The 18,167-nt window shown below is 72.2% G+C and carries 17 protein-coding genes; 5 read left to right on the top strand and 12 right to left on the bottom strand.

Annotated elements, in window-relative coordinates; all coding sequences use genetic code 11:
* Positions 1 to 83 precede the first annotated feature (83 nt).
* The 3 genes from efeB to FB157_RS32885 all read right to left on the bottom strand — a co-directional run bounded on the left by efeB (position 84) and on the right by FB157_RS32885 (position 3,955).
* Positions 84 to 1,289 carry an iron uptake transporter deferrochelatase/peroxidase subunit gene (gene efeB / locus FB157_RS32895; protein ID WP_145884306.1) on the bottom strand — a complete coding sequence of 402 codons (1,206 nt, stop codon included), beginning with the start codon at positions 1,287 to 1,289 and terminating at the stop codon, positions 84 to 86.
* A complete protein-coding gene (locus FB157_RS32890; RefSeq protein ID WP_145884305.1) occupies positions 1,286 to 2,482 on the bottom strand; it encodes an EfeM/EfeO family lipoprotein in 1,197 nt (398 codons plus the stop codon). The genes efeB and FB157_RS32890 overlap by 4 nt, the downstream gene beginning before the upstream one ends.
* Positions 2,483 to 2,659: 177 nt before the next feature.
* Positions 2,660 to 3,955 carry a ThuA domain-containing protein gene (locus tag FB157_RS32885; RefSeq protein WP_145884304.1) on the bottom strand — a complete coding sequence of 432 codons (1,296 nt, stop codon included), beginning with the start codon at positions 3,953 to 3,955 and terminating at the stop codon, positions 2,660 to 2,662.
* 245 nt (positions 3,956 to 4,200) lie between these two features.
* Here FB157_RS32885 and FB157_RS32880 point away from each other — a divergent pair, with 245 nt between their 5' ends.
* On the top strand, positions 4,201 to 5,007 hold the full coding sequence (locus FB157_RS32880; RefSeq protein WP_145884303.1) for an alpha/beta hydrolase: 807 nt from the start codon (positions 4,201 to 4,203) through the stop codon (positions 5,005 to 5,007).
* 23 nt (positions 5,008 to 5,030) lie between these two features.
* On the opposite strand, the gene FB157_RS32875 is transcribed toward FB157_RS32880, so the two are convergent.
* Positions 5,031 to 5,789 carry a polysaccharide deacetylase family protein gene (locus FB157_RS32875; protein WP_186581793.1) on the bottom strand — a complete coding sequence of 253 codons (759 nt, stop codon included), beginning with the start codon at positions 5,787 to 5,789 and terminating at the stop codon, positions 5,031 to 5,033.
* Positions 5,790 to 6,235: 446 nt separating this feature from the next.
* Between FB157_RS32875 and FB157_RS32870 the strand changes: the two genes are divergently transcribed.
* Together FB157_RS32870 and pip are read left to right on the top strand one after the other, a co-directional pair.
* Complete coding sequence (locus FB157_RS32870) at positions 6,236 to 7,462, top strand: glycoside hydrolase family 88 protein (RefSeq protein ID WP_145884302.1); 1,227 nt, start codon at positions 6,236 to 6,238, stop codon at positions 7,460 to 7,462.
* Positions 7,463 to 7,499: 37 nt separating this feature from the next.
* Positions 7,500 to 8,453: a prolyl aminopeptidase gene (gene pip, locus FB157_RS32865; protein WP_145884301.1), complete on the top strand. Its 954-nt coding sequence runs from the start codon at positions 7,500 to 7,502 to the stop codon at positions 8,451 to 8,453.
* Positions 8,454 to 8,506: 53 nt separating this feature from the next.
* Here the strand turns inward: pip and FB157_RS32860 are convergent, their stop codons facing one another.
* The 4 genes from FB157_RS32860 to FB157_RS32835 all read right to left on the bottom strand — a co-directional run bounded on the left by FB157_RS32860 (position 8,507) and on the right by FB157_RS32835 (position 12,076).
* Positions 8,507 to 8,896, bottom strand: a complete 390-nt coding sequence (locus FB157_RS32860) for a RidA family protein (RefSeq protein WP_145884300.1) — start codon at positions 8,894 to 8,896, stop codon at positions 8,507 to 8,509.
* A gap of 184 nt (positions 8,897 to 9,080) precedes the next feature.
* On the bottom strand, positions 9,081 to 10,403 hold the full coding sequence (locus tag FB157_RS32850; protein WP_145884299.1) for an MFS transporter: 1,323 nt from the start codon (positions 10,401 to 10,403) through the stop codon (positions 9,081 to 9,083).
* Positions 10,400 to 10,939 (bottom strand): transcriptional regulator, encoded by a 540-nt coding sequence (locus FB157_RS32845; protein WP_145884298.1) that lies wholly within the window; start codon positions 10,937 to 10,939, stop codon positions 10,400 to 10,402. Before FB157_RS32845 ends, FB157_RS32850 begins: the two co-directional genes overlap by 4 nt.
* Positions 10,940 to 11,305: 366 nt before the next feature.
* Positions 11,306 to 12,076: an isoprenyl transferase gene (locus tag FB157_RS32835; protein ID WP_145884332.1), complete on the bottom strand. Its 771-nt coding sequence runs from the start codon at positions 12,074 to 12,076 to the stop codon at positions 11,306 to 11,308.
* Positions 12,077 to 12,196: 120 nt separating this feature from the next.
* Between FB157_RS32835 and FB157_RS32830 the strand changes: the two genes are divergently transcribed.
* A complete protein-coding gene (locus FB157_RS32830; protein ID WP_261386688.1) occupies positions 12,197 to 13,165 on the top strand; it encodes a TAXI family TRAP transporter solute-binding subunit in 969 nt (322 codons plus the stop codon).
* Here the strand turns inward: FB157_RS32830 and FB157_RS32825 are convergent.
* From FB157_RS32825 to FB157_RS32815, 3 genes are all read right to left on the bottom strand, one after another.
* Entirely contained in the window at positions 13,156 to 14,538 is a 1,383-nt protein-coding gene (locus FB157_RS32825) for a HAMP domain-containing sensor histidine kinase (RefSeq protein WP_145884297.1), read from the bottom strand. The genes FB157_RS32830 and FB157_RS32825 overlap by 10 nt on opposite strands.
* A complete protein-coding gene (locus FB157_RS32820; protein ID WP_145884296.1) occupies positions 14,535 to 15,230 on the bottom strand; it encodes a response regulator transcription factor in 696 nt (231 codons plus the stop codon). The genes FB157_RS32825 and FB157_RS32820 overlap by 4 nt, the downstream gene beginning before the upstream one ends.
* 70 nt (positions 15,231 to 15,300) lie before the next feature.
* Positions 15,301 to 16,671, bottom strand: a complete 1,371-nt coding sequence (locus FB157_RS32815; protein WP_186581792.1) for an MFS transporter — start codon at positions 16,669 to 16,671, stop codon at positions 15,301 to 15,303.
* 275 nt (positions 16,672 to 16,946) lie between these two features.
* On the opposite strand from FB157_RS32815, the gene FB157_RS32810 reads away from it, so the two are divergent.
* The gene (locus tag FB157_RS32810) at positions 16,947 to 17,111 is read left to right on the top strand and encodes an alpha/beta fold hydrolase (RefSeq protein ID WP_261386687.1); all 165 of its coding nucleotides are present in this window, start codon (positions 16,947 to 16,949) and stop codon (positions 17,109 to 17,111) included.
* 28 nt (positions 17,112 to 17,139) lie between these two features.
* On the opposite strand, the gene FB157_RS32805 is transcribed toward FB157_RS32810, so the two are convergent.
* Positions 17,140 to 17,889, bottom strand: coding sequence for a GNAT family N-acetyltransferase (locus tag FB157_RS32805; RefSeq protein WP_145884329.1), 750 nt, complete (start codon positions 17,887 to 17,889; stop codon positions 17,140 to 17,142).
* Positions 17,890 to 18,167: the final 278 nt, after the last annotated feature.

The following is an 18,167-nucleotide window of genomic DNA, read 5'->3' as shown; positions in this document are numbered from 1 at the left end:
GGGAGTGAACACCGGGTCAGGGATGCTGGGGCAAACCTTGACGGTGAATTGACCCGCCCGTCCGCCGAGTTGTCCGGACAGGCTCAGCCAAGCAGGGCCCGCCCGTACCAGTCCGCCGCGTCCCGCACGCCGGGCAGCGCGAAGAAGTAGCCGCCGCCGAACGGGGATGTGTAGTCGGTGAGCGGCTCGCCCGCCAGCCGGTGCTGCACTGTCTCGAACTGCCGTACCGGGTCCTGCTGGTAGCAGGTGAACAGCAGGCCCATGTCGAGGTTGCCGTTGCCGTCCATGCCCCGGTCGTAGTTGTAGGCGCGGCGCAGGATGCGCTGGTGGGCGGTGGCGGCGGTGCGGGGGTTGGCGAGGCGTATGTGGGCGTCCAGCGGGATGACGTCGCCCTTGGGATCGTCGGCGTACTTCGGTGTGTCGTGCTCGCGGTCGCCGTCCAGCGGCGCGCCGGACGAGCGGGCCCGGCCGAACATCCGCTCCTGCTCGCTCAGCGAGACCCGGTCCCAGAACTCCACCAGCATCCGGATCAGCCGGACGACCTGATAGCTGCCGCCCACCGCCCAGTCCGGCTCGTCCATGCCCTTGCCCACCCACACCAGGCGGTCCATCTCACCGGTGCTGTGCGCGTCCGGGTTGGCGGTGCCGTCCTTGAACCCCAGCAGATTGCGCGGGGTGCCGGAGGGCCGGGGCGGACTGGAGAAGCCGTCCAGGCGCCAGCGGACCTGCATGCCGCCCCGGGTGTGCCGGGCGATGTCGCGCAGGGCGTGCACAGCGGTGTCGGGGTCGTCGGCGTGCAGCTGGAGACCGAGGTCGCCGTGACACCACTCGGACCGCAGGTCGTCGTCGGGGAAGGCGGGCATGACGGTCAGTCGCCGGGGCCGCAGCGCGGCCAGCCCGAACCGGTCGTCGAAGAGCGAGGCGCCCACCCCGACGGTCACGCCCAGCGCGCCCGAGGGCAGCCGGTCGCCCAGGATGCCCGAGTCCGCGGGCGGCCCGGTGATGCCCACCGGGGACGGGGTCCCGCCCGAGGTCAGGAACCGGGCCCGGTCGGTGAGGGTGCGCAGCAGGTCGGTCAGGTCCGCCCGGTGTTCGGCGGTCACGTCGAGCGACACGAACACGCTGGTCCGGCGCGAGGGCGCGAGCACGGACGCCTGGTGGGTGCCGTGGAAGGGGACGACGGCCGCCGTGGGCGCGGCGGCACCGGTGGCGAGCCCGGCTCCCGCGAGGGCCGCACCGCGCAGGAAGCCGCGCCTGCCCACGGCGCCGGGTCGGTCTGTTCCGCTCACGCCGTCCTCCGGGGATCGCACAGGGTCGCCACCGACGCGAGCCGCTCGACCAGGTCGCCGAAGACCGAGTCGACGCGCTCCCGCCCGGCGCGGGGCAGGGCGGCCGGCGCGGGCCGGCGGCCGCCCTGCCGGAACCCGTCGAGCAGGTCCTGCGCGTGATCCAGGTCCCGGTCGAGGCCGGGCAGGTCGGAGTACCGGCCGACGAGCAGGGGGCGCAGCCGGGACAGCACCTCGCGGGTGCCCTCGAGGTTGGCACGGGCGGTGGCGAGGTTGCTGCCGCTGCCGTAGTCGGTCCGGCCGGTCAGCTCGAACTGCACGGTGTTCTCCAGGATCTCGTGCGCGCGCAGACCGAGCTGGGCCGGATCCATGCGGGTCCGCGACCAGCCGGCCCGCAGCCGGTTCACCGCCTTGACCAGCGCCGCCGCCGGGGCGCGCAGACGGCCCGCGGACTGTCCGTGCCACAGCCCGTACTCGACGCGGTGGAACCCGGTGAAGCCCCGGTCGGCCACCCCGGCGGGCAGCCCCGCGTCCGTGCCGTCGATCTGCTCGTCCGCGTCCCCGAAGGCGTCGTACGCCGCCCCCAGCCGCTCGTACTGCAGATGGGCCGGCAACCAGGCAGACCGGGCACCGGTGAGATCGCCGCGGTCGATGTCCCGGCCCAGCTTCCCCGTCAGCCGCACCAGCTCGTCCAGACCGCCGCCGACCCACTTCTGGTAGGCGAGCGCGGGCGGGATCAGGTCGTGCTCGGTGACCGGGGCCGCCCCCGGGCCGCGCCGCCCCGACGTGACGCGGACGCTGGGCCCGGTGACGGCGTCGGCGTCGTCGGGCACGCACTTGAAGGCGTACGTGCCCTTGCCCAGCCGGACGGTCAGCTGCCGTGTCGTACCCGGGCCGATGCCCTCCACCGCGCCGTACACCAGCTGGCTGCCGGGGTCCTCGAGATAGACCTCGGCGGCGCCGTCGGAGGCGTTGTGCAGGTCGAAGGTCTGCACCCCGGACGCAGGCCGGGTCCAGCCTCGACCACAGCGGCTGGGCGAGACCTCGATCGTGACGGACCGCGCGGCCCGTGCGGGGCGCCCGCCCACGAGGGAGAGCGCCAGCAGGGTCCCTCCCAGGGCGAGGGCGAAGGCGAGGAGCAGCACTCCAGCCGTTCGGAGAGCGACCGGCCGCGAGCCGAGGCGGGGCAACGGCATGGCGAGCCTTTCCGGAACGACGTACGCAGACGTCCACGCGGCCGAGCGCAACAGCTGTGCGAACACCGGCGGGACGGCCTCATGTTAGGCAGCGCTTCGCACCCGAACAGCCGTCCCGACGATTCATTGACCAGGAATTCCCTCCGGGTTCACCGGCGGTCGTCCGGCCCCGCAGGGTCAGGGCCGCTCCGTGAGCCGGAAGGTCTGGGCGGGGGAGTCGTCGCAGGTGCGCTGCGTCAGCTGGACACTGTCCGCGGCCGTGGACGCGGCGCTGAGACACCGGCCGCTGTGCCGGGCCACGAAGTGATAGCTGCCGTCGGCCTGTTGGACCGGGCTCCACTGCTGGTTCCCGCCGCCTCCGTAGGACCACAGCTGGAGCGGGGCACCGTCGGCGGTGGACCGGTCGGTGACGTCGACGACCTGCTGGGGGTTGCCACGGCTGGTGATGCGCACGTATCCGCTGTCGGTGGACCGGAACTGGTACTGCTGGGCGGCGGTCCCGTTGCAGGTGTACTGCTGGATCGCCGTGCCGTCGGCGGTGGCCGCGCCCCGGGCGTCCACGCAGGTGCCGTTGCCGGCGTTGCGCAGCGTGTACCAGGCGGTCTCGGAGATCGGGCCGGCCGGCGGCCGGCCGTCCGCGGCCCCGCCCAGCCACTTCAGGCCGTCGAGGACGAACCGGTTCTGCGTCTCGCTCGCGAAGGTCGAGGACAGAGGCGTGTCGGTGGCGTAGTCCATCGCGTTGTGGCCGAAGTTCGCGTACAGCATCCGGTACTTGGTGTTCGTCCACAGGATCGGGTAGTAGCCGCTGTGCCAGGTCTGGTCGGGGTCGGTGCCCAGCGGGAAGCTGCTGGGGTCCACGGAGGCCAGGATCCTGATGTCGGGGTTCTGGCGCAGGTCGTTGGACCAGCTGTACCACTCGCTGACCGACGTGGTGAACGTGGCCGGCAGGTTCTTCGTCGCGGGATGGGTACGGTCCTCCACGCGCAACACGGCCGTGGTCGGGCCCCAGGTGTTGGACCTGAAGTCGCCCGATCCCAGGAACTGGTTGTGGTACCAGGACCAGCCCGAGGCGTTCGTCGTGAACGCCGAGACGTGGAAGCCCATCCAGGCACCGCCGGAGCGCATGTACTGCTCGAACCCGGTCCGCTGGGCCGCCGTCTGCGGCAGGTCGTCGAGGAAGAGGACCACCTGGTAGGCGTTCACCCCGCCGTTGGCCAGCAGATCCCAGTTGTTGCTGGCGGTGTAGGTGAACCCGTTGGCCGCAGCCTGTTCGGGGAACCACTCGTTCGCTTCTTTGACGAAGCTGATGTGCGCCGCGTCCCAGGTGCCGTTGTACAGGGCCAGCACCTTGAAGGGCGCCGCCGCGGTCCGGTCCGCCGCCCGCGCGGGCGCACCGGCCATGCCGAGCAGCACGGCCAGGAGGAGAAGCAGTCGTAGGAGAAGAGAGCACGACGACGTTCTGACACCGAGCATGTGCCGCTCCTGTCGTGTGGGGGTTGCTGCAACGTAAAGGTCTGAACCAAGGTCGTCAAGAGGTGAAGTAACCGAGGAATCAGACGCGTTGGAGCATGCACTGCTTGAACCGTCCGACCGGGGCGATGGCCGGGAAGTCGCAGCCTCCGGCCCGGCCGGCACCGCGCCGATCCTGCCGGGCCTGCGATCGGGGCTCGGCAGTGCTGTACGCTCATGCAACTAATCGAGGTATACCGAAAAGAGGTATGCGTGTGCGCCGAGTCCAGGCTTCCCCTGTCCCGCTGGCCTACGGCGGGCATCCGGACCATGCCGCAGATCTGTTCCTGCCTGCGGAGGGGGCGGGGCCGGGCGTGCCGTTGGTGCTGTTCTTCCACGGCGGCTTCTGGCGTGCCGAGCACGATCGGCAGCATGTCGCGGGATTCGCCCGGGCCTTGGCGGCGCAGAGCGGCTGTGCGGTGGTCAGTGTCGAGTACCGCCGGGTCGGGGGCGGAGGGGGCTGGCCGGTCACGTTGACCGACGCGGCGCAGGCCGTCGACCGGCTGCCCCGCCTCGTCGCGCAGGCCGCGCCCGGCCGTGTCGACCCCGCGCGCGTGGTCTACGCCGGGCACTCGGCCGGCGGCCACCTCGCCCTGTGGGCCGCGCTACGGCACCGGCTGCCCGACGGCGCGCCAGGCCGGACCGAAACCCCGCCCGCCGTGCTCGGGGTGCTCGCCCTCGCCCCCACCGCGGACCTGGCGTGGGCCGACGAACTGGGCAGCGGCCGGGGCGCCGTCGCCGCCTTTCTCGGTGGCGCGAGGGAGAAGGTCCCGGACCGGTACGCCGCCGCCGACCCGTCAGCTCTGGGCGTCCCCGCAGGCCGTACGGTCGTGGTCCACGGCGCCCTCGACGAGGCGTTGCCCGTCGCCATGGCCCGCCGGTACACCGCACGGGTGGGCGCCACACTCCACGAGCTGCCCGGGGCCGGTCACTTCGACGTGATCGACCCCGGCGCGGCGGCCTGGCCCGTCGTGACCGAGGGGGTGCGGACCGTCGTCGCCGGGGTCGAGGTGTGAAGCGGGGTGCGGCCGCGCCCTGTTCAGCGAACGGGGAATCCGAAGGAGTACCCCTGCTGCTTCAGCCAGGGCAGCAGGGTGCTGAGTGCGGCCACGGTCTGCGAGCGGTCGCCGCCGGCGTCGTGGAAGAGCAGGGTCGGGCCGTTGTGCAACTCGCCCTTGACGGTGTTGACGATGGCGTCGGTGCCGGGCCGCTCGAAGTCCTTGGAGTCGACGTTCCAGCCCAGCGGCCGCATCCCGTGCGAGGCCGCGAGGTGCCGGCTGTACGGGGTGAACGCGCCGCCCGGGGCCCGGTAGTACATCGGCCGTACGCCCCCGGAGGCCTTCGTGATCTGGCGCTCGGCGTCCAGGATCTGCTGCGACTGGTAGGCCTGGGACTTCTTGTCCATGGTGGTGTCGTGCGACACCGTGTGGTCGCACAGCCGGTGCCCGGCCGCCACCACCTTCTTGACCATGTCGGGGTGCGCCTCAGCCTGGGTGCCGACCATGCAGAACGTCGCCTTCACGCCGTTGTCCTTGAGCACCTGCAGCACCTGCGGGGTCCACTGCGGGTCCGGGCCGTCGTCGATGGTGATGTTGACCGCGTGGTCGCCGCCGTCGGAGGCGTGGACGATCGTGGCGGACAGGGGCACCGCCTTCTTGGCGGCGGGGTGCGCCGGCTGGTGCCCACCAGGCTGGCCGGCCTGCGCGGTCCATACCGACGTGGCGGCGGCAACCGCCGTCACTCCGACCGCCGCCGCGACCACCCGGCCGTACCATCCCCGCCCGCCATGCCGTGCCATGTCCGCCCCGATCCTCGCCGTGTTGGTGGGTCCCCCCGTGCACCTGTCAGGACGGCATAAGTGGGCTGCGGGATCCGTCTGTTACGGATCACGGACAATTCCGGGGTACTTCCGGGACAGGTGCCGGAGCGGCCCGGCCGGAAGCCCTCGTTCCCCTGGGGCGGATCTCACCTCTCGTCCCCTATGCCCTGTTGATGCACCGTCGCTTCGGGGCTTGTGTGCCCCCTGCCCGGCGGCGGCCCGCCGTCGGTACGCGGCGGAATCCCGTGGGGGGGGGTGCGTGATCGCGGTGCTCGGCCGGCACCTGCAGCTGACGCGCTGCGGCGGCCCCCTCCCGTCCCGTTCATCCACCTGAACATTGCTCATGTGGGTGTACATGGCGCGGCGGGCTGTGCAAGGCTCGGTCAACTGCCCTTCCGCTGTGCCGAGTTGGAGGACGCGAGCCGATGGAGATCTCCCGACGTTCCGTACTGACCACGGCCGCCGGCGCCGCCGCCCTGCACGCGGTGCCGACGACAGTGGCCCGGGCGGCCGAGCGGACCCCCGCGGCGGACGTCCGTACGCTCAGGGCTGCCGCCGACTACGCGACCGGGAAACTCCGCACCGTCGCGCCGGGGGTGACGGCCTTTCCGGTCGGCACGAAGGCAGAGAAGTGGGTGTACTCGCAGAACGGCGACTGGGTCGGCGGCTTCTGGCCCGGCACGCTCTGGATGGCCTGGCTCTACAGCGGCGACGACACCTACCGCACCCTGGCACTCGACTCCGCGAAGAAGCTCGCTCCCCGCCAGACCGACACCACCACCCACGACCTCGGCTTCCTCTTCTACCCCTCCTGGGTCACCGCATGGCGCCTGACCGGCGACGACACCTGGCGGACCGGTGCCGTGCGGGCGGCCGACTCGTTGATCCGGCGCTACAACCCGGGCGGCCGCTTCATCCGGGCCTGGGGCGCCTTGAACGATCCGAACAACGCGGGCCGCGTCATCATGGACACGATGATGAACCTCGACCTGCTGGCCTTCGCGAGCGAGCAGACGGGCGACGGGAAGTACCTCGGCATCGCCGCGGAACACGCGAAGACCGCCCAGCGGGTGTTCCCGCGCCCGGACGGCTCGACCCCTCACGTGTACGACTTCGACCCCGCCACCGGCGTGCCGATCGGCCCCGGCACCGTGCAGGGCTACAGCCCCACGTCCTGCTGGGCGCGAGGGCAGGCCTGGGGCATCTACGGGTTCACCACGATCCACCGCCGCACCGGTGACCGGCAGTTCCTGACGACCGCACGCCGGCTCGCCGACTACGCGCTGGGCGCCCTCACCCCCGATCACGTCCCCGTGTGGGACTTCCGGGCACCCCAGCAGCCGTACGACGTCAAGGACGCCTCCGCCGGCGCGATCATGGCCTGCGGACTGCTGGACCTGTCCGCGGCGACGGGCAGGCCCGAGTACCGGGTAGCCGCCCTACGGCTGCTGACCGCGCTGGCGAAGACTTGTCTGACCAGGAACTCGACGCGTGCCGAGGCCGTCGTCGCCCGCTGCACCCGCAACCGCCCGGCCGAGGACGGAATCGAGATCTCCCTCCCGTACGCCGACTACTACCTCCTCGAAGGCATCCTGCGCGTCCTGCAGCCCCAGGACGTCGACCGGGCGATCGACCTGTCCGGCGCGAAATGAGGGCGACCGGGAGCCGATGCGACGTTACGGTGCCCTGATGCCCCTCTATCCGGAGATCGAGCCGTACGCACACGGCATGCTCGACGTCGGCGACCACAACCTCGTGTACTGGGAGACCTGCGGCAACCCCGAGGGCAAGCCGGCGGTCGTGCTGCACGGCGGTCCGGGATCCGGGTGCGGCCCCTACCCCCGACGCCTGTTCGACCCGGCTGCCTACCGGATCGTCCTGCTCGACCAGCGCGGCAGCGGCCGTTCGACACCGCACGCGAGTAACCACGAGACCGACATGAGCGTCAACACGACCGCGCACGTCATGGCCGACCTGGAGCTGCTGCGGCGGCACCTCGGCATCGAGCGCTGGCTGGTGTGGGGCGTGTCGTGGGGCTCGGTGCTGGCCCTGCGGTACGCGCAGACGCATCCGGAATCCGTCTCCGAGCTGGTGCTGACCGCAGTCGCGACAGGCTCCGACGCCGAGGTGGAGCTGCTCACCAGGGGACTCGGCAGGATCTTCCCGGAGGCCCACGACCGGTTCCTGGCCCAACTGCCGCCCGCCGAGCGCGACGGGAACCTCGCCGCGGCCTACAACCGGTTGCTGGAGTCCCGCGACCCCGCGGTACGGGAGCGGGCGGCGCGGGCCTGGACCGACTGGGAGACGGCGATCATCCCCGCACCACCGCGCTCCGTCGCCCGCTTCGAGGACCCCGCGTACCGCATGGGCTTCGCCCGCACCGTCACCCACTACTGGGGCAACGACCACTTCCTGGGCGACGGCGACGGCGTGGTCCTGCGCGACGCCCACCTCCTCGCGGGCATCCCCGGCACCCTCGTGCAGGGCTCACTCGACTTCGGCAACCTGCTCGGCATCGTCTGGCGCCTCCACCGGTCCTGGCCCGGCAGCGAGTTGGTCACCGTGGGCGACGCCGGCCACACCACCGGGGCACCCGGTGTGGCGCAGGCACTGGTGGCGGCGACGGACAAGTACCGGAAGTGAGGGCGAGGCAGGGGCTGGCCACGCACTCGAACACGCCTCGATCCCAGAGCCCGTCAGGTGAGCGGCCGCCGCGCGTACACCTCGATCTCGATCTTCATGCGAGGGTCGGCGAGACCGCAGACGAGCATCGTCGCGGCCGGGCGGACCTCGCCGAAGCAGCGCCGCAGGACCGGCCAGCAGGGCTCGAAGTCCTCGCGGTCGGGCAGCAGGTAACGCACCCGTACGACGTCCGCGAAGCCGCAGCCCGCCTCGGCCAGCGCGGCACCGATGTTGCGGAGGCACTGCTCGGCCTGTTCCACCACGTCGTCGGAGATGGTCATGGTGGCGTAGTCGAACCCGGTCGTCCCGGACACATGGACCCAGTCGCCGTCCACCACGGCACGGGCATACCCGATCTGTTCCTCGAAGGCCGAACCGCTGAGGATCGCACGTCGCTCTGTCATGCGCCGAACGCTAGGTGACCTGCATCGACACGTCCAATGCCGGGCAGGGCACGACCTGATGTCTCCAGGCGTATGACGCGACCCGGACTTCCCCTCGCGCAACTGCACGCCTTCGTCCTGCTCGCCGGGGAACTCCACTGCGGCCACGCGGCCGCCCGGCTCGGCATCGCCGGCCACCGCTGAGCTAGGGCTCGTCACTGGTCAACGACCTCGCGAGGCCCTGGACGGCACCCTCCTGAACGGGTTCCCGGGATTCCGGGTGATCTGGATCATCGGCCGGGGCGGCGGCACGCAACGCCGCCTCGACCCGGCGGTTGCTGGTCATGGTCGACGTGACGGCGGTCATGGCGAGGAGGAGACCGGCGGCGGTGTAGAGCGGGGTGCGTACGTCGTAGGTGGTGGCCAGCCAGCCGCCGAGGAAGGCGCCGAACGGGGCGGCGCACATGGCGAGCATGCGGGAGGTGGAGGCGACCCGGCCCATCAGGTGGGCGGGGACGACCGACTGTCGCAGGGAGGGGCCGAGCACCATCGTGGCGCCCATGCCCGCGCCGCAGACGGCCAGCGAGAGGCCGGCGACGTACGGGTTCGGGGCGGCGGCAAGGCCCAGGATGGCGAGTCCCTCGACTGCTGCCGTGCAGGTCAGTGCGGTGCCGGTGCCGAGCCGTCGGCCGAGGAAGGAGGCGATGCCCGCGCCGAGCAGACCGCCGGTGGCCTCCGCGGTGAGGAGCAGGCCGAAGCCGAAGGTGTCGATGCCGAGACGGTCGTGCGCGAAGAGGGCGAGTACGGTCTCCACAGCGAGGAAGGCGATGTTCCCGACCGCCGGACGCAGCGCGAGCCCGAGCAGCAACTGATCCCGGAATACGTACGAGGCGCCGGCCCGCGCCTGCCGCAGCAGCGACTCACGGGCCTGTGGTGCGGGCCGGGGTGCGGCAGGCAGCGACCGTACGAGCAGTGCGGAGAGCGCGAACGAGACCGCGTCGGCGAGCAGCGGAAACGCCCGCCCGAGCGCGAGCAGGGCACTGCCCGCAGGCGGCCCCGCGAAGCCGGACGCGGCGGTCTGGGCGCCGCGCAGGCGGGAGTTGGCGCGCTCCAGGAGCGCGGGGTCGCGGCCGAGCAGATCCGGCAGATAGGCCGTGGCGGCCGTGTCGAAGAGGAGTCCGCCGAGGCCGAGCAGGAAGGCGACGGCCGCGAGCAGCGGAATGCTCAGCACGTCGAGCGCGGCCGCTGCCGCCGGTATCGCGAGCAGCACCGCACGCGCCGCGTCCGTGACCCACATCGTGCGCCGACGGTCCCAGCGGTCCACCAACGCACCGCCGAGCACCCCGAACAGCAGCCACGGCAGCGTTCCGGTTGCCGTCACGACGGCGAGCGCCATCGGATCCCGCGTCAACGTCAGCGCGAGCAGCGGCAGCGCGGCATGAGTCACCCCGTCACCGAGCGAGGAGATCGTCTGCGCAGTCCACAGCCGTCCGAACCCGGTCGGCAGCTTCCGCACGTCTGAGGTCACTTGGCGTCTCCCTCGGCCTGCTCGTGCGAAGCCGGGTGGAACAGTGCGAAGACCAGTGACGCGTCCGGCAGTGACGGATCGGACAGCTCCCGGTACTCGTCCGCCAGTGCCTGCAGCCGCGCCCCCAGCTCCGCGAACTGCTCCTCGGTGAGCCGCAGATGCGCCATCCGCACGTGCCGTTCGCCATCCGCCGGCGCTGCCTCCAGGTCCGCCACCGCATGCCGCATCAGCACATCCGGGCCTCCCTCGCCCGGATCCGGCAGCACGATCGCCCGCGCGGCCATGGCGTAGTACCGCTCGGTGACCCCACGGACCTTCCGCGTTCGTACCACCTTCACCAGGCCGGCCCGTTCGAGCAGCCGTACGTGGTAGCTGGAACTCCCCTTCGCAAGGCCCACTCGCTCGGCGATCTGCGTGATCGTCGAGGGCTCGAAGCGGAGCACGGCCATGATCCGGTGACGCGTGAGATTGGAAACGGCGCGTAGCTGCTCGTCAGTGGTGACGTGGAACGTCTCGGGAAGATCATCGCTATGCATGCCTCCAATGGTCAACGCTTCTTGACCATTGGGCAAGGGGTTTTTCGCCCAGGCTTCCGGAATCGGCTGTTCCGCAGGTGAGGCCTGGGCTCCTGAACAAACTCGCCGAACTGCGCGAGCGCGGCGTCGGCTTCACCTCGCTGCACGAGAACCTGGACACCACCACCCCGGCGGACGGCTCGCCTTCCACGTCTTCGCCGCGCTCGCGGAACTCCTCCGCGAACTCATCGTCATGGGCGCCAAGGAGAGCCTCGCCGCGGCGCGTGGCCTGCTGCTGCCCGACGGCCGACCCGAACCCCCCTGGTCGCCCCCGTTCTCACCACGGTCGGCGGGGAACTGACCTGAGAGTGCAGGACAACGCGGCCGTCAGCGGCCGTAACGGCGTTCCCGGGCCGCGTACGACCGCAGGGCGCGCAGCAGGTCGATCTCGCGGAACGCCGGCCACAGGACGTCGACGAAGTGCACCTCGGCGTAGGCGGACTGCCACAGCAGGAAGCCGGAGAGCCGCTGTTCGCCGGACGTGCGGATGATGAAGTCGGTGTCGTGTCCGGCCGGCGAGTACAGGTTGTCGGTGATGTGCTCCAGGTCGAAGTCGGCGGCCAGCTCCGTGGGGTCGCCGCCCGCGCTGATGTGCTTGTCGAAGGCCGCCTTCACGGCGTCGACGATCTCGCGGCGGCCGCCGTAGCCGACGGCGACGTCGACCTTCAGCCCGCCCCGGCCCTGGGTGAGGGCGGCGGCCTCCTTGAGGACCCGGGCGGTGTTCCCGGGCAGCAGGTCGAGCGCGCCGATGATCTCGATCTCCCAGGGCTCCCCGGGGGCGCAGATGCGCCGGACGGTCTCCTCGATTATGTCGAGCAGGGGACCCAGTTCGTCGGCCGGCCGGTGGAGGTTGTCGTCCGACAGCATCCACAGCGTGACGTGCTTGATGCCGGCGTCGGTGCACCAGTGCAGGAAGTCCGTGACCTTGGCACCGCCGACGCGGTAGCCCTCCCGGACGTCCTGATGTCCCGCACCCCTGGCCCAGCGCCGGTTCCCGTCCAGCATGATCGCCACGTGCCGCGGCCGGGGCAGGCCTTCCAGCTTGCGGTTCAGGCGCCGTACATAGATCGCTTCCAACGCCGAACGCAAGGCCTTCATCGCCACGCCGATGTCCCTTCTCCTACCCGTGTTTAAGGGCGCAAGGATAGTGCCACCCTCCGAGCAGGGGCCACGCGGGAGTGGAGCCTTCCGTCCGCGCGAAGAGGCTACGCTGCGGGCGTGACCGGTCGACCGATGAGCCGCCGCGGCCTGTTGGAGGCCGTGGCCCTCGGTGCCCCGGCCCTCGCCCTGGCCGGCTGTGCCGGGGACGGCGGACCCGACCGGCGGCTCAGACTCGCGACGGGAGCGCCCGGTGGGCCGTACAACGCCTTCGGCAAGGCACTGGCCGCCGAGGCCGCCCGGGCCGTCCCCCGGCTGCACATCAGCCCGCTCAGTACCTCGGCCAGCGTGGACAACCTGCGCAGGCTCGGCGCCGGTTCGGCGGACCTGGGCCTGGCGATGGCGGACGCCGCCGAGGACGCCGTCCAGGGGCGGGAGCCGTTCTCGGACCGGGCCGCCGTGACTGCTCTCGCCCGCGTCTACGTCAACTACACGCACCTGGTCGTACCGGCCGACGGACCCGTGCGGTCCGTGGGGGATCTCGCGGGCCGGTCGGTCGCCACCGGCGCGGCGGGCTCCGGCGGACAGGTACTGGCGAACCGGCTGCTGCGGGTGACGGGTCTGACCGGCAAGCGGTCGGTACGGCAACGGCAGCTGGGCCTCGCCGCCTCGGTGCAGGCGCTGCGCACGGGCACGGTCGACGCGCTGATCTGGGCCGGGGGAGTGCCGACCCCCGCCCTGTCGGCGCTGGCCCGCGAACTCCCGTTGCGCTTCCTGCCACTGGAGGAACAGGCCGCCGTCCTGCGTGACACGTACGGCCCCGTCTACACCGCGGTCACCCTCCCGGCCGGCGTCTACGGTCGCACCGAACCGGTCGGCACCGTCGGGGTGGGCAACTATCTGCTGGCCCGCTCCCAGGTGCCGCAGCAGGCGGTGCGCGAGGTGCTCCAGGTGGTGTTCGACCGCTGGCGCGTGCTGCTGCGGGAGGTCACGGCGGGCGCCCGGCTCGAACCCAGGTTCGCCGTCGCCACGGGGGACGTACCTCTGCACCCCGGCGCGGTGGCCTACTACCGCTCGGTCTACGGCTGACCCGGCACCGGACCCGGCAGCCGCAGCTCCACCGCCAGGCCGTGGGGACGGTTGCCGGCCGTGGTGAGGTGACCCCCGCTGAGGCGGGCGATCTCGTCGGCGATGGCCAGGCCCAGACCACTGCCGGGCACGTTCTGATGCTCGGGCGCCCGGGCGAAACGCCGGACGAGCAGGGGGAGCTGATCGTCCGGCACCCCCGGGCCGTCGTCGGTGACGCGCACCACGACCTCCCCGTCCGCGAGCGCGGCCGTCACCGTGACCCGTCCGCCGCACGGGACGAACTTGACCGCGTTGTCGAGGACCGCGTCCAGGATCCGGCCGACGGCGTCCGGCACGGCCGGCGCCCGCAGCCCGTCCCGTACGGCGGCGGCACTCAACGCCAGCCCGGAGGCCTCGAACACCGGCTGCCACGCGGCCACCCGCTCACGCACCCCGCGGGACACGTCCTGCTCGGTCCGCTCCGCCGTCCCCGACTCCACCCGCGCCAGCGCGAGCAGGCCGTCGAGCAGTTCCTCCAGGCGCTCCGCCTCGTCGAGGGCGCGCGCGTGCTCCTTTCGGCCGGGGCCGGGCGCGAGATGCGGCTCGACGTTCTCCAGCTGGAGCACCAGGGTGGCCAGCGGGTTGCGCAGTTGGTGCGAGGCGTCGGCGACGAAGGCGCGCTGACGGCCGAGGGAGTCGGCGACCGCCTCGGCCATGTTGTCGAAGTGCAGACGCAGGCTGCGCAGCTCGGGCGGTCCCGTGTCGGATACGGCCCGGGTCTCCAGGCTGCCGGACGCCAGTGCGGCGACGGCCCGGTCGAGGTCACGGACCGGGCGCATCAGCCAGCGGGTGATGCCGGCCGCGACCAGGGCCGCGGCAGCGAACGCGGTGAGCGCCCCGCAGGCGACGATCGCCCAGCGCACGGTCACGTCCCGCCGGGCCGCGGTGGTCGGGACGGCCAGCAGGACGGCGCCGCTGACCCGTTCGTCCCGGCCGACCGGCTCGGCGAGCACCACCCGGTCCGGCCCCCACGGCCGAACGGTCGGCAGCCGCTCGGTGGACCGCCCGGTCAGCGCCCGGCCCAGGACGTCGTCCGCGGCCGACCGGGAGACCCCGGCCCCCGCCTGCGCGAGAGTCCGCCCCGCGGAGTCCACCACGGTCACCGAGGCGCCGTACAGCTCGGCGTACCGACTGATCTCGGTGGACAGCTCGGCACGGTCGGCGGCCGTCCGCACCCGGTCGGCCAGGTCGGCGAACCGCACCGCGTCGGCGCGCCGCTGGAGCAGCAGATGCTCCGTACGCCCGCTCGCGTACGAACCGGCCAGCGGAACCGACAGCAGCAGGGTCGCGGCCCCGATGAGCACCATCAGCACGGCCAGCAGCCTGCGCCTCATGGCCGGCGGCCGTCCCGGCCCTCGGTCCCGAGCTGGTATCCGAAGCCCCGCACCGTACGCACCACTTCGGCCCGGCCCGTCTTCGCGCGGATGCCCGCCACGTGCACGTCCAGGGACCGGGACGCGGCGAGGAAGGCATCGCCCCAGATCCGGTCCAGGATCTCCTCGCGGGAGTGCACCTCGTCCGGCCGGGCGGCGAGGAAGGCGAGGACGTCGAACTCGCGCCGGGTGAGCCGCACTTCCGCGCCGCCGACCGTGACCGTACGGCCCGCGATGTCGATCTCCACATCGCCGGTGCGCACCGGACCTTTGCCGCCGGCCGTGCCGCGGGCCGACGTCGCCCCGGTACGGCGGCGCACGGTGTCGATCCGGGCCATCAGCTCGTTCATCCGGAACGGCTTGACCACGTAGTCGTCCGCTCCGGCCCGCAGCCCCTGCACGATGTCGCGTTCCTCGCAGCGGGCCGTCACCACGATCAGCGGTGCGTCGCACACCGTGCGCAGCCGCCGCAGCAGCTCAAGGCCGTCGAGATCGGGCAGACCGAGGTCGAGCAGCACGAACTCGGCCGCGTGGACGTACCGCAGCGCGTCCAGGGCCCGGCCGGCCCTGCGCACAGTGTGCCCGCGCTGGGCGAGGGCCGTGGTCAGAGCCTGGGCCATTCGGTCGTCGTCCTCGACGAGCAGCGCGTCCATGTGAAGTCCTCGTGCCGTGGTGACCTGGGCGGCAGCTTACGGAAGCCGCACCGCCCGGGTCACCGTCGCGTCAGCCGGCGGCCTTCGCGGGAGCCCGGTCGCGACCGGTGTCCGCCTCGGCCTCGGCACGGCTGAGCGCCGCGTTGCGGGTGTCCGGCATCAGCACGTAGGTCACCAGCGACACGAGCGCGCACCCCGACACGTACCAGAAGAACACCTTCTCGTGACCGCTGTCCTTGAACCACAGGGCCACGTACTCCGCCGTCCCGCCGAACAGCGCGTTGGCGACGGCGTACGGCAGCGCCACCCCGAGGGCGCGCACCCGGGTGGGGAACAGCTCCGCCTTCACTGCGGCGTTGATCGAGGTGTACCCGGTGACGACGACCAGCGCGAGCAGGGACAGCCCCAGCGCCGGCCAGTACGAGGACGCCGAGCCCAGGGCGGTCATGATGGGGTACGTGCCCACCGTGCAGCCGACCGCGAAGGTGATCAGCAGCGGCCTGCGGCCGATCCGGTCCGAGAGCATCCCGGCGAAGGGCTGGAGCAGTGCGAAGACGGCGAGCGCGGTGAAACTCACCAGGGTGGCCGTGGACTTGGCCATGCCCGCGCTGCCGATCAGGTACTTGGTGAGATACGTGGTGTACGTGTAGTACGCCACCGTGCCGCCCAGGGTGAGCGCCATGACCAGCCCGGCCTCGCGGCGGTGCTGCCACAGCGCGCGGAGGGTGCCGCGCGCGGTGTCCGTACGGCCGTCCGCCCCGGACTCCTCGGTGAACGCCTCGGTTTCGGTCAGCCGCCGCCGCAGCCAGAACACCACCCCGGCGAAGAGCGCGCCGATGACGAACGGGATCCGCCACCCCCAGCTCTCCAGCTGGTCCGTGGTCAGGGTGTGCTGCATCGTGATGAGGATGGCGAGGCCGAGGAGCTGGCCGCACGTCATCGACACGTACTGGAACGAGGAGCCGAGCCCGCGCCGGTCGCGGGCGGACGCCTCGGTCAGATAGGTGGCGCTGGCGGCGTACTCGCCACCGATGCTCAGGCCCTGCAGCAGCCGGGCCACCAGCAGCACCACGGCGCCGAAGTAGCCGGCCTGGCCGTAGGTGGGCGCGACGGCGATGAGCAGGGCGGCCACCGACATCATGGTGACGGTGAGGGTGAGCGCGCTCTTGCGGCCGTGCCGGTCGGCCGCCCGCCCGAGGATCCACCCGCCGACCGGACGCATCAGGAAGCCGACGGCGAAGATGCCCGCCGTGTTCAGCAGCTTGGTGGTCTGGTTGTCGCCGGGGAAGAACGAGTCGGCGAAGTAGATCGCGAAGCTGGCGTAGACGAACCAGTCGTACCACTCGACGAGGTTTCCCAGGGACCCGCCGACGAGGGCGAGACGGCGGTTGCCCGGAGAGGCCGACGGCGGCTTTCCGGGCAGGGCGGCAGACGATGACATGGCGGCTCCAGGTGGGGAAATCCGGTGGGATCGGGGAGCGGGAGAGTGCCCCCGGAACCTGAGTGCGCCCGAGCATGCGGGCCGCCGCGGCGCCCGGACAAGGCCGGCCGCCCAGATCTAACATGCCGCTAAGAAAGCGGCTGCGAGCACCCCCGGGAAGGCGGCCACGGGCTCGTCACCCGCCCGGCGGGGCCGGAGGCGGGGCATGCCGCAGAGGGTAGTTGTCCAGGGCGTCGCAGGAGGTGAGGACGAGGCGGGCGATGTGCTCGTCCCGCATGATGCCTCACGCCACCGGCCGCCGCCTCGCCGAGCTGCTGCCCGACGCGCGGTACGTGGAGATCCCCGACGCCCGCACCCTGGTCCAGCTGGACAATCCGGCCGCCCTCACCGCGGAGATCCGCCGCTTCGTCAAGGAGCACCCGCTGCCCGGCGGGGGCTGAGCACGGCTCGGCCCCCGCCGGGCGCGGGTCACCCTTCGAGCGTCAGGTAGAGGCGGGTGCCCCGGGGCCGGAATCCGACCCGCTCATAGACGCGGCGCGACCCGTCGCCCGAGTACTCGAGCCAGACGGACGACGCCCCGCCCGCGAACGTGGTCCCGGCCAGGGCCGCCGTGATCGCGGCGGCGATGCCCCGGCCGCGGTACGCGGACCGGGTACCGACACCCGCCACCTCGGCCGTGCCGTGGGCGGGTGCCGAGCAGACGGCCGCACCGGCGCAGCCGCCGTCGGCGGCACGGACGAACCGCACGGCCCCGCCGCTCTCCTGGGTGCGCCGCAGCCGGGCCGCACCCTCCGGAGAAGCGGGGAACTCGCCGCCGAACGCCTCGGAGAGGGCGGTGTCGATCGCCGTGTAGTCCTCGTCGGTGTCCGGTGCCACCACCTCGATGCTCCCGGTCGGCACCGCCAGCGTGGCGGGGGTGCAGACCATGTACTCATGGACCGCCTCCGTCGCGAAGCCGGCCCGGCGCAGGGCCGGTTCGACGGCGGGTGCGGTGTCCGGGGCGAACTCCAGGCGGGGCTTGAGACCACGCTCACGGAACGCCCCGATCAGGTCGCTGACGTCCCGGCCGGTCGGCTCGGCGCCGGGGACCGGGGTCGCGTAGTTCACGTACGGGCTGGTGGTCGTGGGATCGATTCCCACGACGAAGCCCCCGACTTCGACCGTCGCCGGACGGCGCAGCAGGTTGGCGACGGCGAAATTCTGGACATCGGTGTGCACGATGAAGATGACCTCACGTTGGATGGCAGCCACGAGGGCTGCGGGTCCGGCCGGTCGGCCGGGAAAAGGGGATGTACGTGGGGCCGCCGTGAGGAGACGCGAGGGCACCGATGGCCGCTGCCGCGGAAGCGGGCGGGATCAGTGCCGACGGCGGCCGCTGGGGGACGCCGCGATCAATGGCTTCAGTCCTTCGTCGTGCATGAGTGAATGCAGATCAACTCCCCGAACACTGCCACACTCCGAGCGAGCGCGGCAAGCGGATGAGACACCGGGTGCCC

Origin of the sequence: Streptomyces sp. BK340 (genome assembly GCF_007827595.1) — a bacterium.
Taxonomy (GTDB): domain Bacteria; phylum Actinomycetota; class Actinomycetes; order Streptomycetales; family Streptomycetaceae; genus Streptomyces.
This window is presented reverse-complemented; position numbering and strand designations above follow the sequence as displayed.